The organism is Streptomyces sp. NPDC051976 (genome assembly GCF_040680795.1).
GTDB lineage: Bacteria > Actinomycetota > Actinomycetes > Streptomycetales > Streptomycetaceae > Actinacidiphila.
Genome location: NZ_JBFAXL010000003.1, coordinates 75,311 through 90,939 on the forward strand (window position 1 = coordinate 75,311; position 15,629 = coordinate 90,939).

Sequence of the window (15,629 nt, forward strand, 5' to 3'; positions counted from 1 at the left end):
AAGGGGCAGGAGCAGCCAAGGGATGCTCCGCAGCGCTCGGATCGGACGCGTGAGTGGGGCCGGAAGCCGAGGAACCCAGGAATCCAGGAACCGAGGAGTAGACATGGACTGGCGTCACCGCGCGATCTGCCGCGAAGACGACCCCGAACTGTTCTTTCCGATCGGCACCAGTGGGCCCGCGCTGCTGCAGATCCAGCAGGCCAAGGCGGTGTGCCGGCGCTGCCCCGTCGTGGAGCAGTGTCTGCGGTGGGCGCTGGAGAGCGGCCAGGAGCACGGTGTGTGCGGCGGGCTCAGCGAGGACGAGCGCCGCGCGATGAAGCGCCGTGCCGCCCGCCGGCGGAGCCGTGAGGTCCGCTCCTGACGCCTGGCCGCTCGGCCCAGGAACGACCGTGACCGCCGCCCACCCGAGTGGGCGGCGGTCGTCTGTGGGGGGCGGCGCGGACCGCCCGCGCGCGCACCGCACGACGCGCCCGACGAGGCGCCCGTTCCCCCGTGCTTTTCGGTCGACAACGCAAGGTGAAGCACGTCACCGTCCCATCTCGTTGGCCCGTACCCGTCGGACGGGTTACGTTCCTGCGATCACGGGGCAGGACGTCGTAACCCTCAGAGCGCAGATCACGCCTTTCCGCACCCTCCTCTGACGAGAGAGATACAGGACATGTCCGCTCAAGAAACCTCACACCATCCCCCTCGCAGCATCGGCGTCGTGGCCGAGTCCGCCTCGGGGGAAACGCGGGTCGCGGCGACCCCGGCGACGGTACGTCTGCTGCTGGGCCTCGGCTACAAGGTGGTCATCGAGTCCGGGGCCGGTGAGGCATCCGCCTTCGACGACCAGGCGTACACCGACGCGGGGGCAGTGACCGGCGACGCCTGGGACGCCGATGTCGTCCTGAAGGTGAACGCGCCCTCCGACGCGGAGATCCGCAGGCTGCGCAGAGGGGCGACCGTGGTCGCGCTGCTGGCTCCGGCGCAGAAGCCCGAGCTGCTGGCGGCCCTCGCGGACGCCGGGGTGACCGCCCTGGCGCTGGACGCGGTGCCGCGCATCTCGCGGGCGCAGTCGATGGACGTGCTGTCCTCGATGGCGAACATCGCCGGATACCGCGCGGTGATCGAGGCCGCGCACGTCTTCGGACGGTTCTTCACCGGCCAGGTCACCGCGGCGGGCAAGGTGCCGCCGGCGAAGGTGCTGGTGGCGGGGGCGGGTGTGGCCGGGCTCGCGGCGATCGGCGCCGCCTCCAGCCTCGGCGCGATCGTACGGGCCACCGACCCGCGGCCGGAGGTCACGGACCAGGTCAAGTCGCTGGGCGGCGAGTACCTGCCGGTGGAGGTCGCGCAGGAGGCGAGCACGGACGGCTACGCCAAGGCGACGTCCGCCGACTACGACCGCGCCGCCGCCGCGCTCTACCACGAGCAGGCCGAGGACGTGGACATCGTCATCACCACGGCGCTGATCCCGGGGCGCCCGGCACCGCGGCTGCTGACGGCCGAGGACGTGGCCGTGATGAAGCCGGGCAGCGTCATCGTCGACATGGCCGCCGCGATGGGCGGCAACGTCGAGGGCACCGTGCCGGGCCGCACCGTGGTGACCGACAACGGCGTCACCATCATCGGCTACACCGACCTGGCCTCCCGGCTCCCGGCCCAGGCGTCGCAGCTGTTCGGCACCAACCTGGTGAACCTGATCAAGCTGCTCACACCGGCCAAGGACGGGCAGCTGACGCTCGACTTCGACGACGTCGTACAGCGGGCGGTGACCGTCGTGCGCGACGGTGACATCACCTGGCCGCCGCCGCCCGTCGCGGTCTCGGCCACGCCCGCCGTACAGCCCGCGGCCGCACCCGAGGCGCCCGGGCCGCAGCAGTCGAAGCTGACGCCCGCCGTCCGCTTCGGCCTGATCGGGGCCGGGATGCTCGCGCTGTTCCTGCTGGTGGCCTTCGCACCGGCCCAACTCGCGGGCAACTTCACCGTGTTCGCACTGGCGGTGGTCATCGGCTACTACGTCATCGGCAAGGTGCACCACGCGCTGCACACCCCGCTGATGTCGGTGACCAACGCGATCTCCGGGATCGTCGTCATCGGGGCCCTGCTGCAGTTCGGGCACGAGAGCTGGATCGTCACCACGCTGTCCTTCGTGGCGATCCTGCTGACGAGCGTCAACGTGTTCGGCGGGTTCGCCGTCACCCGCCGCATGCTGTCCATGTTCTCGAAAGGCTGAGCCGAGATGACATCTTTGACGGCTTCACACGCTGCCGACCTGGTCGCCGCCCTGCTGTTCATCCTCAGCCTGGCGGGCCTGTCCCAGCACCGCACCTCCCGCGCGGGCGTCGTCTACGGCATCGCCGGCATGGCCCTGGCCCTGGTCGCCACCATCGTCGTGGCCGCGCAGAGCATCAACGCCGGGGCGGTCGCGCTGATCGTGCTGGCGATGGCGCTCGGCGCGGCGATGGGCCTGTGGCGGGCCCGCCGCGTCGAGATGACGCAGATGCCCGAGCTGATCGCCGTCCTGCACAGCTTCGTCGGCCTCGCCGCGGTGCTGGTGGGCTGGAACAGCTACCTGGAGGTGGAGTCCCACGGCTCGGCGCAGACCCGCATCGGCGCCGACCTGCTGGGCATCCACCATTCCGAGGTGCTCATCGGGGTCTTCATCGGCGCGGTGACGTTCACCGGCTCGATCGTCGCATTCCTGAAGCTCTCGGCGCGCATCAAGTCCAGCCCCCTGATGCTGCCGGGCAAGAACGCGCTCAACATCGGCTCACTCGCCGCCTTCGTCGCCCTGACCATCTGGTTCACCGTCAGCCCGAACCTGCCGGTGATGATCGCGGTGACCGCGCTGGCGCTGGCGCTCGGCTGGCACCTGGTCGCCTCGATCGGCGGCGGCGACATGCCGGTCGTCGTCTCCATGCTGAACAGCTACTCCGGATGGGCCGCCGCCGCGGCGGGCTTCCTGCTGGACAACAATCTGCTCATCGTCACGGGCGCGCTGGTCGGCTCCTCCGGTGCCTATCTGTCCTACATCATGTGCAAGGCGATGAACCGGTCCTTCCTGTCCGTCATCGCGGGCGGTTTCGGCATCGAGGCCCCGTCGGGCGGCGAGGAGGACCACGGCGAGCACCGCGAGGTACGCGCCGCCGAGGTGGCCGACATGCTCGCGCAGGCCCGTTCGGTCATCATCACCCCCGGCTACGGCATGGCCGTGGCCCAGGCCCAGCACCCCGTCGCGGAGCTGACCCGGCAGTTGCGCGAGCGCGGCATCGAGGTTCTCTTCGGCGTGCACCCCGTCGCCGGACGCCTGCCCGGCCATATGAACGTGCTCCTGGCCGAGGCCAAGGTGCCCTACGACATCGTCCTGGAGATGGACGAGATCAACGACGACTTCGCCACCACCTCGGTCGTCCTCGTCATCGGCGCCAACGACACCGTCAACCCCGCCGCGACCGACGACCCGACCAGCCCGATCGCCGGCATGCCGGTACTTCGCGTCTGGGAAGCCGAGCATGTCGTCGTCTTCAAGCGCTCCATGGCCTCCGGCTACGCGGGCGTCCAGAACCCCCTCTTCTTCCGCGAGAACAGCGGCATGCTCTTCGGCGACGCCAAACAGAGCGTGGAAGCCATCCTCAACGCCCTCAGCACCGACAGCCACCGCCCGGCGACCCCGGACACCCGCCAGGCGACAGTGGCCAGCCGCTGAACGCCGGTACGATCCGCCGTCCCGACGCCACGCGGCGTCGGGACGGACGGCGGCCACCCGGCAGGGACCGTCCCTAGAGCACGTGGCGGTACCAGCGCCGGTGCACCAAGGGCTCGACGCCCAGCACGGCGGCGCCCGCGACCGTGCCGACCAGCAGGCCGGACCCGCCACCGCCGTTGACGACCGCACCGACGCAGGCGGCGGCGACCGCGAACGGGCGCAGCAGGGTCAGCGGGCCGAGACCGACGACCATCGCGAGCGTGCTGGCACGGAACGGCAGGACGAAGTAGGCGGCGAGCGAGAGGAGTACGACGACGGCGTAGCCGGTGAGCGGCAGCACATAGCCGGTACCGCCGGCGGTCAGGAGGTCGTACGTCCCGGCCCGGTCCGACGCCGTCAGCAGCAGGAGGGCGGCGGTCAGCACGGGGGCGAGCAGCAGGACGGCCCCGACGGCCAGTCCCCGCAGCGCGGCTCGGGCAGTGGCCCGGTGCTTGCGTATGTGTGCGTCACGGCCGGCGTAGGCGCGGAAGCCGCTGAACGCCGCGTCGACCAGACCGAGCAGGAGGAGGGGCACGGCAGGGGTCATCGCGTGGCCTCGGCGAGGTGTTCCGGGCCGACGAGCCGACGTGCGGCCCGTCCGAGACGGTGGCCGCCTCCGGCAGGGCGAAGGCATTCCCGTGCACGAAGCGGCAGTTGAGCCCTTCCTCGCGGGCGAGGCGGTCCGCCTCGCCGACGAGCGCGGCGTCGAGGTCGACCCCGACCAACTCCACGTCCGCGCCGAGCGCCTGCGTCGCCGCCAGCCAGCGGATCAGATAGCCCAGGCCGCAGCCGACGTCGACCAGGCGGTACGGCCCCGGGTGCCCGGTGGTCGCCCGGATCGCGGTGAAGAGGGGGCCGAGCACATGGATAAGGCGGTCGCCGATCCGCAACTCCTCGCTCAGACGCTGAAGTTCGGTGTGCACGCTGATGAGGAGGCGGTCCACGGCGTGGGGGTCGAGCACGCCGTCCGCGTCGGCCGGCAGCCCGGCGACGACCCCGGCCGCGCGCTCGTCCCCGCACGCACGGAGCTGCTGGATCACCTCGGCACGCCGGACCGGAAGCCGGTGGCCGCTGTGTGGATCGACCGCCGTGATCAGGTCGGAAATCTCTAGCTGCTGCACGACGCAGAACCCTACGGGGCTCGCGCCCGGCGGCGGGCACGGGTGGGGCCGCCAGGATCCTCCCCGACGTCCACGGCGCGGTCGACGGCGGTTGACTCCGTCGTCCGGCCGGGTGGCCCGGTCACGGCGACGGCGTGACCGGGGCCCCGGATTCAGGTTTCGCGGGAGGCGGCGGCCGCCGTTAGTTCCGGTATCGGAACACGATGCGGCCGCGGGTCAGGTCGTACGGCGGGAGTTCTACCAGCACTCGGTCCTCGAGGACGATCTTGATGTAGTTCTTGCGGATCTTCCCGCTGATGTGCGCGAGCACCTGGTGGCCGTTGTCGAGCTCCACGGTGAACATGGCGCTGCGCAGGCACTCGACGATCCTGCCCTCGACCTCGATGACGTTCTTGTGCTTGGTCATCGCACCAACTCCAGGTTGCTGCTGACCCGTTGGGCACCGATGCCCTCGAACAGCGCGGAGGCGGCGTGGTGGGACTCGTGGACCTCGGTCCAGGCAGCGGTGGAACCGGAGTCGTGCAGTGTCCCGAGTGCGTGGGCCAGCAGCGCCCGTGCGATGCCGCGGCGCTGCTCGCCGGCCCGGACGGCGAGCAGCCCGATGCGCGGCCGGATCACTCTCACCACCCGGATCAGGCCCAGGTAGCTGTCCGGCCCCGCGGCGACCGCGTACTTCGCCGGGTCGACGATGGTGTCGCCTTCGGCGCGGGGAACGACCTCCGCGGGCATCGACCGCGCCCACCCGACGGTGGCCTCGACCTCGTCACGGATGGCGCGGTCCACCGCCCGCAGCAGGGTCTCGTCGGCCTGGCCGGCGGGCACGATCGTCACGCCCGGAGGCGGCAGGACGTCCGCGAGCCCGGTGACCCGCGGGTCGGTCGGCACCATGTACTCCCACTCGCGGCGCCGGACGGTGAAGCCGGCCCGGCGCCAGCCCTCCGTCAGTTCGGTGTCGGCTTCGTCGACCACGGTGTGCAGCGGCCCCGGCAGTTCGGCGAGCATCGCCCCGGCGAGCCGGTCGAAGGTGGCGCCGTGCCAGGCGTCGATACTGACGAACAGACGTCCGTCAGGCCGCCGTCCCGCATGCCCGCGGCCGACCACGAGGTCGTCGTCGAGTGCGTGCCACTGCCCGTCAGCGACACGCGTGATCGTCACCGCGTGCTCGCCCAGGCCGGATCCAGAGGGTGAAGGCTTGGTATTCATCGGCGTTTCCTTCCAGGAGTGCCTCGATATCAGGCGCTCCTGGCGACACCGAAGGTCAGCCGCCGGACCGTGACGGGATGAGGGAGCACCCATGGGTAACTGTGTTCACGGGTCTCACCTCCTACGACGACTTCACGATCCGCCACGACGGTAGCGGCCGGGCGCCGCCCCGCTCAAATCCTTTTCCGCTGGGGCGGAACCCGCGGCTCACACCACGGTGACCGAGGACACCCGCCAGCGCTGGAATCCGGTCTTCGTGATGCCCAGCACCACATAGGTGCCGCCCTCGGCTGACGTGGGCAGCAGGCAGTAGCGCTGGGCCTCCACGTACTGCGGTCCTCCGATGTCGGCGAGGCCCTGGGCGCTCGGCGGGAAGTCGCCGTTCGGGCCGTAACACGTCGGTTCGGCGGCGAGGGCGTCGGCAGAGGTGCGGAACCGGTCCGCGGCCTCCGCGCCGACACCGGGCGCGGCCAGCGCGGAGGCCACGGCGGTGTCGTGCGCGCGCAGGGCGTTCAGGAAGCGGTCCACGGTGCCGCGCTCGGTGGTGGCGGTGAGACCGGAGGCGACCACGGCGTGCCCGTCCCAGCGGAGCGTGGCGGTGTAGTCGAGGGTCGCGCTCGCGCCCGGGTCGCCGTCCTGCTGGGTCGACCACTGGGCGAGGACACCACCGTCGGCGTACCGCAGGCGATGCACCACCGCGTTCTCCCCGGGCTCGCGGCCGGGCAGGTTGATGCTGCTCAGGCTCACGGACCCGATCAGCGTGGGTCCGTGCCCGTAGAAGGCGATGATCTCCGGCCAGGACACGCCTCCGGCGGTGCAGAAGAGCGCGGTGGCGGCGTCGCCCCTGCCGTCTGCGTTCAGGTCCCCGAAGGTCAGCAGGTCCGACCGGGACCGGGCGCTGTCCACCCAGCTGAGCTGCATCATCCCCTGCGTTTCCGGGATGCCCGGCTGCTTGCCGTCGACGAGCTTCCCCGCCCGGTGGCCGCAGGCCGCCGGTACGGGCGCGGACAGCAGACTCGCCGCCGTCACCGGCTGGCGGGACGCGATGTCGTCCGACACCGCGCCCAGTGCCTCGTTGGTGAGTTCGATGCTCCGCATGAGGTCGGGGTGGATGCAGGCGCTGAAGAGCAATTTCAGCGGCACCTCGGCGACATCGGCCTTGCTGACCTGCTTGAAGGTGAGGCCCAGCGCGTCCGTCGCCCCGCGGACCGCACTGAGCTGGTACGCGCAGGAGATCGCCCGCGTCGAGTCCGCGCCCTGGAAGGCGGAGCCGGCCGTGACGACCAGATCCCCGGTGTCCACGGACGTCGTGCTCCACGGCAGCGCGAACCATCCCCTGTCCCGGACCTCGAAGCGGGTGTGCCCGCCCAGCGCGTCCACGAAGATCGATCTCGGCCACGGCTTGAGCGCCCGCAGCTCCGCGGAGCCGGTCCGCAGCGCCTGCCCGGCCTGCGACTCGAAGGCCCTGACCGGTGGGGGGAGCCGGTCGCAGAGCGTGCCGGTCTCGATGTCGCCGGTGGTGAGCCGACCGCAGACGGCGAGGATCGTGCGGACGACGGCGAGCACATCGTTCGTCTCCGCTCCGACGTCCGCTCCCGCCTCCGTCAGCAGCGCCGCGACCGATCCTGTCTCCGGGGTCCCGAAGGTCACCACGGTGCTGATCTCGGCCGACCGGTCGGCGCCGGACACCCCGTGGTGGGTCGCCGCGTACCGCGTGATGAGGCCGCCCATCGAGTGGCCGACGACGATCACTTTCTGGCCGCTGGCCTGGTAGAGGCAGTCGATGACCTTGCCCAGCGCGGGCCCGAGGTGGGCGTCGTCGACCCACCGTGCCGAGTACGGGTGGTAGTCGAAGGTGAAGACCGCCGCGCCGGGCAGCGACTGGAACTGCCCGATCAGCGACCTGGTGGTGGTCACCGTGCTCAGACGGTTGGCCGTGAGGTCGATACGGTGCGAGAAGGCGCCCTTGCCCGCGTCGTCATGGGTGTCGCTTCCGGTCCAGCCGTGCACCATGACGATCGGGGTGTAGGTGCCCCGGGTGTCGGGGGTGTACGCGACCGGTGACCCGTCGGGGTTCCGGTCCCTGGACAGAGTGGGGGCGAGCTGGACGGTGTCCTTGTCCAGCCCGAGCGCGCCCGACCCGCAGTGAGCGCCCCACTCGGCGGGAGTGGTCTTCGCGGGACTCTTGGCGGGAACGGCGGACGCCGGTTGTTCCACGGCGAGTTGGCCGCCTGCCAAGAGGGCGAGGGCGACGGCGGCGACCACCGCCCGCCGCCCGGTCCGCGGGTACCTCATGACGCCGCCCCCGTCGTGGTGGCCGTCGTGGACCGCACGTCGGGCAGCTTCCATGTGGCCAGGACCTTCCAGCCGCCGCTCTCGTGCACCATCACCGCCGCGTAGCTCACCGCCGGCCGCCCCGGAGAGGCCACGGTCACCGTCATCACCCCGCCGCCCGCGCCGTCCGGCGCCCAGGTCGCCGGTTCCGGCGTCACCTTCGACCCCTTCGGGACGCCCTGGGCGGCACGGTCCTTGACCTCGGTGCGGGCACCGGCCGCGACCAGCGAGGAGGGATCGGTGGCGAGCTTCGTCAGCGCGGTGGCGACCTGCCGCGCCTGCTGGTGGGCATCGGCGCTCGGCGTAGGGCCGTCCCCCTTCTGCTCCGCACCGGCGGCGGAATCGCCCCCGTGCCGCGTCAGCATCACCGCGAGCAGAGCGAGCAGGCCCGCCGCCACGACGACCGCCCCCACCAGCAGACCGCGACGCGTACGCCCCATGCCAACTCCCCCCGGCTGTACGGAATGAGGACGACCGTATCGGCTGGAACCGCACAATACTCAGTTGACGCCTTTTCGTGACGTTCACAGACGATCCGCCCCACCCCGTCGGTCCGCCGCCTGCCCGTGCGTTGGGCTCGGCGGAATGCGGGCAGACGGCTCCCGAGCGAATCTGAGGAGGTATCCATGCCGGAGACCGACGTGTCCGGGACGGGCGGATCGGCGCAGGGCGGCGAGGCGGGCACCCGCACCGATCCCCCCTACCGGGCGGAGGCCGTCCCCGCCGACGGGCAGTGGCACCTGACCGTCCAGAGCCTGGCCGACCACCCCGATCGCGGCGAGGTCGACGCCCTCGTCGTCACCGTCACGCCGCGGACATCGGGCCACGACCTCCCCGCGGCGGACCTCGACCGCACCCTCGACCAGTGCGGCTTCGCCCGCGACGGCGACTGGACCCCCTCCGGAAACCGGTGGACCGCCCCCTGCCGCCACGTCAGCACGAGCGCCGCCCCTCCGGCACCGCCGCCCCGCTGACTCCCGCCGAACCGGTACGCGCGGCGCCGTAGCGTAGCCGCGCGAAAGCGACATGGCATGTACGCGCCACTCTCCAGGGCTGTCGTGCGGCCCGTCACACCACGACCATCCGGCTGTCCACCTATCGGTCAGCGCCGTCCGCTCACCACCCCACCGTGGCGCCGGCGCAGGGGACCGCGCACCGCGGCCCCGCATCCGAGTCAGGAGAGCCATGCCCAGACTGTCCCCACGCCTGCGCAGCGCAGGCGCAGTCAGGAGCGCCGCCGCAGTCGCTGCCGCAGGTACGACCCTGGCCGCCGCACTGGCCTTCGCGCCGACCGCCACCGCGGCCGCCACCGGAGTCTCCGAGAACGCTCCGGCGGCCCCGGGAGCGCCCGCCGCCCACTCGGCCTCCGCGTTGTTACCCCAGATGAACCAGATCAGCAGCGACCCGTACTCCGACAGCCAGGCCCAGCACGCCACCGAGGTCGAGCCGGACACCTTCTCGTACGGCGGCACCATCGTCTCGGCGTTCCAGGTCGGCCGGGTCTACGGCGGCGGCGCCTCGAACATCGGCTGGACCACGTCGACCGACGGCGGCCAGACCTGGACCCACGGGTTCATGCCGAACTCCACGACCAACACCGGCGGCCCCTACGCCGCCGCGAGCGACGCCTCGGTGGCGTACGACGCCAAGGACGGCGTGTGGATGGTCTCCTGGCTGGGCGTCACCTCCGGCAGTGTCGTGGACGTCGAGCTGAGCCGCTCCACCGACGGCGGCCACACCTGGGGCAATCCCGTCACCATCTCCACCGGCACCTTCGACGACAAGAACTGGACGGTGTGCGACGACCACTCGGCCAGTCCCTACTACGGCCACTGCTACACCGAGTACGACGACGCCAACGCCGGCGACGCCGAGCACATGAAGACCTCGACCGACGGCGGCCTGACATGGGGCACCCAGCGCAGCCCCGGCGACAGCCCGAGCGGTCTCGGCGGCCAGCCGGTCGTACAGCCCAACGGGACCGTCGTCGTGCCGTTCTCCTCGGCCAGCGAGGACGCCGAACGCGCCTTCGTGTCGACCAACGGCGGCACCAGCTGGGGCTCCAGCGTGCAGATCGCGACCGTCTCCCACCACCCGGTCTCCGGCCTGGAGGACGACGCGGCCGACATGTCGCGGCTCGACTCGCTGCGTGAGGGCCCGCTGCCCTCCGCCGAGATCGACTCCTCGGGGAAGGTCTACGCCGTCTGGTCGGACTGCCGCTTCCGCTCCAACTGCACCAGCAACGACATCATCATGTCGACGTCCGCCAACGGCACCACCTGGTCCGCCCCGGCCCGGATACCGATCGACGCGGTGGGCAGCGGCGCCGACCACTTCGTGCCCGGCATCGGTGTCGACCCCGCCGGCTCCGGCAGCACCGCCCGCCTCGGGCTGACGTACTACTACTACCCGAGCGCGGCCTGCACCGACACCACGTGCCAGCTCGACGCCGGGTTCGTCTCCTCCGGCGACGGCGGCACGACGTGGACCGCGCCGACGCAGCTCGCCGGGCCGATGACGCTCGCGTGGCTGCCCGACACCTCGCAGGGCCGGATGTTCGGCGACTACATCTCCACCTCGGTGCTGCCCGGCGGCAACGCGTACCCGGTCGTGCCGATCGCCCACGCGCCGAACGGGAGCACGTTCGACGTCGGGATGTACGCGCCCAGCGGCGGCCTGCCGATCGGCGGCGGCCAGCCGCCCGGCAACACCGTCACCGTCACCGGGCCGGGCAACCAGACCGGCACCGTCGGCACGGCGGCGAGCCTGCAGATCCAGGCCACCGACTCCGCCTCCGGCGCGACGCTGACCTACAGCGCGACGGGCCTGCCGGCCGGCCTGGCGATCAACTCCGGCACCGGGCTGATCTCCGGCACCCCGACGACCGCGGCGACCTACAACACCGTCGTCACCGCGACCGACAACACCGGTGCGCACGGCAGCGCGAGCTTCACCTGGACCGTCAACCCCGCGGGCGGCGGCACCTGTTCAGCCCCCGGCCAGAAGCTCGGCAACCCCGGCTTCGAGTCCGGCAGCACCGTGTGGACCGGCAGCTCCGGCGTCATCGGCCAGTACGGCTCCCAGGGCCAGCCCACCCACGGCGGCACCTGGGACGCGTGGCTCGACGGCTACGGGTCCACCCACACCGACACCCTGTCCCAGTCCGTCACCATCCCGGCGGGCTGCAAGGCCGCCTTCACCTTCTACCTGCACATCGACACGGCCGAGACCACCACGTCCACGGCCTACGACAAGCTCACCGTCAAGGCCGGCAGCACCACCCTGGCCACCTACTCCAACCTCGACAAGGCAGGCGGCTACACCCAGAAGACGTTCGACGTCTCCTCCCTGGCCGGCCAGACCGTGACCTTCGCCTTCACCGGCACCGAGGACTCCTCCCTGCAGACGTCCTTCGTCACCGACGACACGGCGCTGACGCTGTCCTGAGCCATGGTCCGAGCAGCACACGAAACCGCGCCCTGAGCCGTACGGAACGGCCAGGGCGCGGCTTCGGTGTCACCGGTGGCCCAGCACGTTCACCACCCGTCCGTTGGGGTCACGCACGAAGAACCGGCGCACCCCCCACTCCTCGTCCTGCAAGGGGTGCACGATCTCCGCACCGCGCTCCCGCATGGCCGCGTAGGCGGCGTCCACATCGCTCACCTCGACGCTCATGTCCGGCACGACCGGCGCGGTCCTGTCCTCGGCCATGAAGCTGACCTGCGCCCCCGGATCGGACGGGGAAGCGAGCGTCATGATCCAGCCGTGGTTCATGACCTCCTCGAACCCGAGCAGCCCGTAGAACTCCCGGCTCTCCCCCACCGCCTGCGACCGCACATTGGGTACGACACGGCGAACGGCCATCGGCAACTCCCAGCAGATCCAGACGCGTTTTCGTGAGGGCTCTCACGAGGTTCGACCCTACGGGCTGCCGCCGGCCCGGCGGCCGGGACTCACTTCAGGTGCCGGCCGAAGAAGCGGTCGCCGTCCTCCCGCTCGAACCAAGGTGTGCCGGTGTGGCCGCCCAGGTTGGCGTGCAGGGTCTTCTCCTTGCTGCCGAAGGCGTCGAAGAGGTCCAGGGCGCGCTGCCGGGGGTTGCCCTCGTCGTCCCACTGCAGCAGGACGAGCAGCGGGATGGTCACCTGGCGGGCCTCCTCGCGCTGGGCGAGCGGGACATAGCCGCCGGCGAAGAGGCCGGCGGCGGCGATGCGCGGTTCGAGCACCGCGAGGCGGATGCCGAGGGCGGTCCACCCCGAGTACCCGACGGGGCCGTCGATCCCGGGCAGATCGAGGAGGGCGTCCAGGGTGGTGCGCCACTCGGGGACCGCGTTCTCGACCAGCGGGCCGATGAAGGACTCGAAGATGTCGTCGACCGGCTCACCGGCCTGCATCGCCCGCCGCAGACGGCCACGCGCCTGCTCGTCGGCGGCGCTACGGGGCCGGACACCGCACCCGGCGGCATCGATGGTGGCCACCGCGTAACCGCACGCGGCCGTGTACCGGGCCCGGGCCACCAGCCGCGGTTCCGCCTTGGGCAGGCCGTTGTTGTGGGCCATCAGGATCAGCGGGACCGGTGCCGAAGCCGGCGTCCACAGCGTGCCGGGAATGTCGCCGAGGGTGAATTCGCGTTCGAGGACGCCGTCGTCGAGGCGCTGCTCGGAAGTGAATTGCATGGTCGTGCCTTTCGGGAGCTCGCGAACGGCGCTCCCGGACGACCTATCGCCCGACCGTGACCCCGGAGGGGAGCACCCATGTCAACGTTGTGTTCACGGGTACCACCTCCTCGTTCCTTCGCACGGCCTCGGCGAGATTAGCAGCGGCCGCCGCGCTCCACCAACCGGTTTTCGCGAAGGCCCCCGCGCACTCCGGCTCCGGCTCCGGCTCCGGCTCCGGCTCCGGCTCCGGCTCCGGCTCCGGCTCCGGCTGGGCGTTTCGTTCCCCGCTGCGGGTGACCCCAGGGTCGCGCCTCACCCGGCGGGGGCGGTCGGGTCGGTAGGTATGCCTCATCGGTTGCCGATCGAGGATGGGATGACGTACGTGAAGAGGACGCTGCTCGTTGTGCTGGCCGCCGCGGCGCTGCTCGGGGGGACGACCGTCGGAGGCCATGCCCAGGAGTCCGCGGCGGGTCCGACCGGTGTGTGGGACCTGATCGCCGAGCTGCGGGTGGCGGGTGAGGCCCGCGACGGGTACGCGGAGGCGCAGTTCGGGCACTGGGCGGACGCCGACCACGACGGGTGCGACACCCGCGCGGAGGTCCTCATGGACGAAGCGGTCGTCGCGCCGGTTCGGTCCGCGGGCTGCACGCTGACCGGCGGGCGGTGGTTCAGCTACTACGACGACACCAGCGTCGACGGGCCGTCAGGACTGGAGGTCGACCACACGGTCCCGCTCGCGGAAGCCTGGGATTCCGGGGCCATGGAGTGGGACGCCGACCGCCGCGAGGCGTACGCCAACGACCTGGACTACCCCCGCACGCTGGTGGCGGTGACCGCGGCGTCCCACCGGGCCAAGGGCGACCAGGACCCGTCGACCTGGCTGCCGTCGGCCTCCGACGCCCGCTGCCACTACCTGGACGACTGGGTGGCGGTGAAGACCCGCTGGAACCTCGCCGTCGACCCCATGGAACAGGCCGCCCTCGAACGCCTCGCGGACCAGTGCCCTGACGACGCGCTCGACGTCCCCCTGGCCTGACCGCCTGATCCGCGGAGGGAGCGCGGTCCGAACTCCCCGCCGCGGCTACGTCCGCGCGGCGGCGTGCAGGCCCTCGACGACGTCCGCCCCGGAACCGAGCCGCGACGCCTCCAGTGCGGTGGTCCGCGCCTCGGCCGCCGCGTGCACCTCCGCCATCAGTTCCTCGTGACGGGCGCTCTCGGTGTCCGTCCACAGCCGCAGAGTGCGCGGAGCCCACGGCCTGGACTCGTCCTTGGGCTGGTCCGCGGCCTCCGCGCGGCGCCGGGCGTCGACCTCGCGCCGGTGGGCCTCCACCGCCGCCCAGGCGCGGTGGCAGCGCCGCTGCGCCTCGATCAGCTCGGACGGGTATTCGATATCGCCCATGGGGGCACCCTAGCCCCGCTCACCGTCACCGGGGAGTAGCCGGACGGTGCGACGCGCGGGCCATCAGCCGTCCGCCGGGACGGCCCGCCGAAAAAAGCATCCCGGATGCGTGCGCCTCGGATGTCGAGAACGTCGAGCCCGCTCCGTCCCAGGGACACGAGAGGCCAGGACCGGGCCGCTCGAAGACGCCGACGAAGGGGCTATCACCATGGAAGCGACCGAGATCACCGAGATCCTCAACCGGCCGATCAGCCAGGAACTGCTCGCCCGGGACCTCACCCGTCTGGCCTACGTCGCCCAGGACGGCACACCGCGCAGCATCCCGATCGCGTTCGCCTGGAACGGCGCGCAGATCGTCCTGTGCACCTCGAAGAACGCCCCGAAGCTGCCCGCGCTGCGCGAGAACCCGATGGTCGCCCTGACCATCGACACCGAGGTCCACCCACCGAAGATCCTGCTCATCCGCGGACGGGCCGAGCTGGACGTCGTCGACGGCATCCCGGACGAATATCTGCAGATCAACGGCAGCTACACGATGACGCCCGAGCAGCGCGTCACCTGGGAGGCCGAGGTCCGCTCGCTCTACGACGGCATGGTCCGGATCGTCGTCACGCCCACCTGGGCGAAGCTCATCGACTTCGAGACGACGCTGCCCAGCGCGGTCGAGGAGCTGATCCGGCAACGCGCGGAGCGCCAGGACGCCTGAGAGCGCCGCGAGTACGGCGCCGCCCGCGAACCGGTCTTCCCGGGTCTTCTCAGGCGGTGACCGTGCTGTTCGCGCCCGCGGTGCCGAGGAACCCGGCCAGGCCGGTGAGGGTGAGCATCTGCTGGAGGAAGGGTGGCTGGTTGTCCAGGCGGAGGCGGAGGCCCGCGGCGGTGACCCAGCGGTGGACGGTGATCAGGGCGGCCAGGGCGGAGGAGTCGCAGTGGGCGAGGCCAGCCATGTCCAGGTGGAGGGCGCTGACGCGGTGGCGGGCCTGGTGCAGATGGACGGCGACCGTGTCGAGGAAGGTCTCCTTGCTCTCGAAGTCGACCGTCCCCACCACTGCCAGGCGCATCGTGGAGCCGCTGGTGGTGGCCTGGCAGCGGAGCGCGTCCCGGTCCGGTGGCGCGGCCCCGTACGGGGCGTCGTCGCGGTGACCGGGCAGGTCCGTGCCCTGGGGTCGGCGTTCCGTGGGGGCGGTCATGGC

General features: G+C 71.7%; 17 protein-coding genes. 7 read left to right on the top strand and 10 right to left on the bottom strand.

Going from position 1 to position 15,629, the window contains the following annotated elements; genetic code table 11:
* Positions 1-103 precede the first annotated feature (103 nt).
* The 3 genes from AB0M29_RS04535 (at position 104) to pntB (ending at position 3,688) form a co-directional block, all read left to right on the top strand.
* Complete coding sequence (locus tag AB0M29_RS04535) at positions 104-361, top strand: WhiB family transcriptional regulator (RefSeq protein ID WP_365378800.1); 258 nt, start codon at positions 104-106, stop codon at positions 359-361.
* A 297-nt stretch (positions 362-658) separates the two neighbouring features.
* Entirely contained in the window at positions 659-2,215 is a 1,557-nt protein-coding gene (locus AB0M29_RS04540; RefSeq protein WP_365378802.1) for a Re/Si-specific NAD(P)(+) transhydrogenase subunit alpha, read from the top strand.
* Positions 2,216-2,221: 6 nt separating this feature from the next.
* Positions 2,222-3,688, top strand: coding sequence for a Re/Si-specific NAD(P)(+) transhydrogenase subunit beta (gene pntB, locus AB0M29_RS04545; RefSeq protein WP_365378805.1), 1,467 nt, complete (start codon positions 2,222-2,224; stop codon positions 3,686-3,688).
* A 73-nt stretch (positions 3,689-3,761) separates the two neighbouring features.
* Here the strand turns inward: pntB and AB0M29_RS04550 are convergent, their stop codons facing one another.
* The 6 genes from AB0M29_RS04550 to AB0M29_RS04575 all read right to left on the bottom strand — a co-directional run bounded on the left by AB0M29_RS04550 (position 3,762) and on the right by AB0M29_RS04575 (position 8,825).
* Entirely contained in the window at positions 3,762-4,262 is a 501-nt protein-coding gene (locus tag AB0M29_RS04550) for a hypothetical protein (protein ID WP_365378807.1), read from the bottom strand.
* Positions 4,195-4,848 carry a class I SAM-dependent methyltransferase gene (locus tag AB0M29_RS04555; protein ID WP_365378810.1) on the bottom strand — a complete coding sequence of 218 codons (654 nt, stop codon included), beginning with the start codon at positions 4,846-4,848 and terminating at the stop codon, positions 4,195-4,197. Before AB0M29_RS04555 ends, AB0M29_RS04550 begins: the two co-directional genes overlap by 68 nt.
* Before the next feature lie 181 nt (positions 4,849-5,029).
* Positions 5,030-5,254, bottom strand: a complete 225-nt coding sequence (infA, locus tag AB0M29_RS04560; RefSeq protein ID WP_365378813.1) for a translation initiation factor IF-1 — start codon at positions 5,252-5,254, stop codon at positions 5,030-5,032.
* Complete coding sequence (locus AB0M29_RS04565; protein ID WP_365378816.1) at positions 5,251-6,051, bottom strand: GNAT family N-acetyltransferase; 801 nt, start codon at positions 6,049-6,051, stop codon at positions 5,251-5,253. The genes infA and AB0M29_RS04565 overlap by 4 nt, the downstream gene beginning before the upstream one ends.
* Before the next feature lie 207 nt (positions 6,052-6,258).
* Positions 6,259-8,400 carry a hypothetical protein gene (locus tag AB0M29_RS04570; protein WP_365378818.1) on the bottom strand — a complete coding sequence of 714 codons (2,142 nt, stop codon included), beginning with the start codon at positions 8,398-8,400 and terminating at the stop codon, positions 6,259-6,261.
* Positions 8,343-8,825 carry a hypothetical protein gene (locus AB0M29_RS04575; RefSeq protein WP_365378821.1) on the bottom strand — a complete coding sequence of 161 codons (483 nt, stop codon included), beginning with the start codon at positions 8,823-8,825 and terminating at the stop codon, positions 8,343-8,345. The genes AB0M29_RS04570 and AB0M29_RS04575 overlap by 58 nt, the downstream gene beginning before the upstream one ends.
* A gap of 186 nt (positions 8,826-9,011) precedes the next feature.
* On the opposite strand from AB0M29_RS04575, the gene AB0M29_RS04580 reads away from it, so the two are divergent.
* The gene (locus tag AB0M29_RS04580; RefSeq protein WP_365378823.1) at positions 9,012-9,359 is read left to right on the top strand and encodes a hypothetical protein; all 348 of its coding nucleotides are present in this window, start codon (positions 9,012-9,014) and stop codon (positions 9,357-9,359) included.
* 211 nt (positions 9,360-9,570) lie between these two features.
* Positions 9,571-11,832: a putative Ig domain-containing protein gene (locus AB0M29_RS04585; RefSeq protein WP_365378826.1), complete on the top strand. Its 2,262-nt coding sequence runs from the start codon at positions 9,571-9,573 to the stop codon at positions 11,830-11,832.
* Between the two features lie 69 nt (positions 11,833-11,901).
* On the opposite strand, the gene AB0M29_RS04590 is transcribed toward AB0M29_RS04585, so the two are convergent.
* On the bottom strand, positions 11,902-12,249 hold the full coding sequence (locus tag AB0M29_RS04590) for a VOC family protein (protein ID WP_365378828.1): 348 nt from the start codon (positions 12,247-12,249) through the stop codon (positions 11,902-11,904).
* Positions 12,250-12,338: 89 nt separating this feature from the next.
* The gene (locus tag AB0M29_RS04595) at positions 12,339-13,058 is read right to left on the bottom strand and encodes an alpha/beta hydrolase (RefSeq protein ID WP_365378831.1); all 720 of its coding nucleotides are present in this window, start codon (positions 13,056-13,058) and stop codon (positions 12,339-12,341) included.
* A gap of 355 nt (positions 13,059-13,413) precedes the next feature.
* Between AB0M29_RS04595 and AB0M29_RS04600 the strand changes: the two genes are divergently transcribed.
* Positions 13,414-14,076, top strand: coding sequence for an HNH endonuclease family protein (locus AB0M29_RS04600; protein ID WP_365378834.1), 663 nt, complete (start codon positions 13,414-13,416; stop codon positions 14,074-14,076).
* Positions 14,077-14,121: 45 nt separating this feature from the next.
* On the opposite strand, the gene AB0M29_RS04605 is transcribed toward AB0M29_RS04600, so the two are convergent.
* Positions 14,122-14,439: a hypothetical protein gene (locus AB0M29_RS04605; protein WP_365378836.1), complete on the bottom strand. Its 318-nt coding sequence runs from the start codon at positions 14,437-14,439 to the stop codon at positions 14,122-14,124.
* 208 nt (positions 14,440-14,647) lie between these two features.
* On the opposite strand from AB0M29_RS04605, the gene AB0M29_RS04610 reads away from it, so the two are divergent.
* Entirely contained in the window at positions 14,648-15,145 is a 498-nt protein-coding gene (locus AB0M29_RS04610) for a pyridoxamine 5'-phosphate oxidase family protein (RefSeq protein ID WP_365378839.1), read from the top strand.
* A gap of 49 nt (positions 15,146-15,194) precedes the next feature.
* Here AB0M29_RS04610 and AB0M29_RS04615 read toward each other — a convergent pair whose 3' ends face one another.
* Complete coding sequence (locus AB0M29_RS04615) at positions 15,195-15,626, bottom strand: STAS domain-containing protein (RefSeq protein ID WP_365378842.1); 432 nt, start codon at positions 15,624-15,626, stop codon at positions 15,195-15,197.
* Positions 15,627-15,629 lie beyond the last annotated feature (3 nt).

Excerpts from the sequence above, each read along its gene's own strand:
- AB0M29_RS04535 (WP_365378800.1), top strand. The coding sequence starts at position 104 with ATGGACTGGCGTCACCGCGCGATCTGCCGCGAAGACGACCCCGAACTG.
- AB0M29_RS04540 (WP_365378802.1), top strand. The coding sequence starts at position 659 with ATGTCCGCTCAAGAAACCTCACACCATCCCCCTCGCAGCATCGGCGTC.
- pntB (WP_365378805.1), top strand. The coding sequence starts at position 2,222 with ATGACATCTTTGACGGCTTCACACGCTGCCGACCTGGTCGCCGCCCTG.
- infA (WP_365378813.1), bottom strand. The coding sequence starts at position 5,254 with ATGACCAAGCACAAGAACGTCATCGAGGTCGAGGGCAGGATCGTCGAG.
- AB0M29_RS04565 (WP_365378816.1), bottom strand. The coding sequence starts at position 6,051 with ATGAATACCAAGCCTTCACCCTCTGGATCCGGCCTGGGCGAGCACGCG.
- AB0M29_RS04570 (WP_365378818.1), bottom strand. The coding sequence starts at position 8,400 with ATGGAAGCTGCCCGACGTGCGGTCCACGACGGCCACCACGACGGGGGC.
- AB0M29_RS04575 (WP_365378821.1), bottom strand. The coding sequence starts at position 8,825 with ATGGGGCGTACGCGTCGCGGTCTGCTGGTGGGGGCGGTCGTCGTGGCG.
- AB0M29_RS04580 (WP_365378823.1), top strand. The coding sequence starts at position 9,012 with ATGCCGGAGACCGACGTGTCCGGGACGGGCGGATCGGCGCAGGGCGGC.
- AB0M29_RS04585 (WP_365378826.1), top strand. The coding sequence starts at position 9,571 with ATGCCCAGACTGTCCCCACGCCTGCGCAGCGCAGGCGCAGTCAGGAGC.
- AB0M29_RS04590 (WP_365378828.1), bottom strand. The coding sequence starts at position 12,249 with ATGGCCGTTCGCCGTGTCGTACCCAATGTGCGGTCGCAGGCGGTGGGG.
- AB0M29_RS04595 (WP_365378831.1), bottom strand. The coding sequence starts at position 13,058 with ATGCAATTCACTTCCGAGCAGCGCCTCGACGACGGCGTCCTCGAACGC.
- AB0M29_RS04600 (WP_365378834.1), top strand. The coding sequence starts at position 13,414 with ATGACGTACGTGAAGAGGACGCTGCTCGTTGTGCTGGCCGCCGCGGCG.
- AB0M29_RS04605 (WP_365378836.1), bottom strand. The coding sequence starts at position 14,439 with ATGGGCGATATCGAATACCCGTCCGAGCTGATCGAGGCGCAGCGGCGC.
- AB0M29_RS04610 (WP_365378839.1), top strand. The coding sequence starts at position 14,648 with ATGGAAGCGACCGAGATCACCGAGATCCTCAACCGGCCGATCAGCCAG.
- AB0M29_RS04615 (WP_365378842.1), bottom strand. The coding sequence starts at position 15,626 with ATGACCGCCCCCACGGAACGCCGACCCCAGGGCACGGACCTGCCCGGT.